Origin of the sequence: Vibrio sp. 1562 (genome assembly GCF_033340155.1) — a bacterium.
Lineage (GTDB): Bacteria > Pseudomonadota > Gammaproteobacteria > Enterobacterales > Vibrionaceae > Vibrio > Vibrio alginolyticus.
On sequence record NZ_JAWOVY010000170.1, the window covers coordinates 1 to 896 of the forward strand.

General features: G+C 47.4%; 1 protein-coding gene. It reads left to right on the plus strand.

Going from position 1 to position 896, the window contains the following annotated elements; genetic code table 11:
- A partial coding sequence (locus R7Z49_RS23950; protein WP_318112220.1) for an ATP-binding protein occupies window positions 1-896 on the plus strand: 896 nt, incomplete at both ends.

The following is an 896-nucleotide window of genomic DNA, read 5'->3' on the forward strand; positions in this document are numbered from 1 at the left end:
TTGGATGTGCGTATCGAAGGCAAAATGCACGGCGAGTTAGACCAACTGAAAAACGGGATCAACGCCATGGCGGTTTCGCTATCGGAATACCATGTCGAGATGCAGCACAGTATAGACCAAGCCACGTCAGACCTACGCGAAACTTTGGAACAGTTAGAAATTCAAAACGTTGAGCTCGATATTGCGAAGAAGCGCGCACAAGAAGCCGCACGTGTGAAGTCAGAATTTTTGGCCAATATGTCGCACGAATTACGTACGCCATTAAATGGTGTGATTGGCTTTACTCGTCAAATGCTCAAAACGCAGCTTTCTAATAGCCAAACCGACTACTTGCAAACCATTGAGAAGTCCGCAAACAACCTATTAAACATCATCAATGACATTCTCGATTTCTCGAAATTGGAAGCCGGTAAGCTGGCGTTGGAAAACATTCCATTTGATTTCCGCGAAAGCTTAGAAGAAGTAATCAACCTACAAGCCACCAGCGCGCATGAGAAAGGTCTGGAGATCACCTTGAAAGTGGATCCGAAGATCCCGCCAGGTCTAGTCGGAGACCCGCTACGTATCCAACAAATTTTGACCAACTTGGTGGGGAACTCCATTAAGTTTACTGAGCGCGGAAACATCGATGTTAGCGTCGAAATGCGTTCACAAGCAGGTGACTCGGTTGAGCTGCAATTTATGGTGCGAGACACCGGTATCGGTATTTCAGAGCGTCAACAAGCGCAGTTATTCCAAGCATTCAGCCAAGCGGATGCCAGCATATCTCGTCGATATGGTGGTACGGGCCTGGGCTTGGTTATCACCCAGAAACTGGTTAGTCAGATGGGCGGCGAAATCAGTTTGACTAGTCGTCTTCACCAAGGTTCGACATTCTGGTTTACACTTCGCCTCAA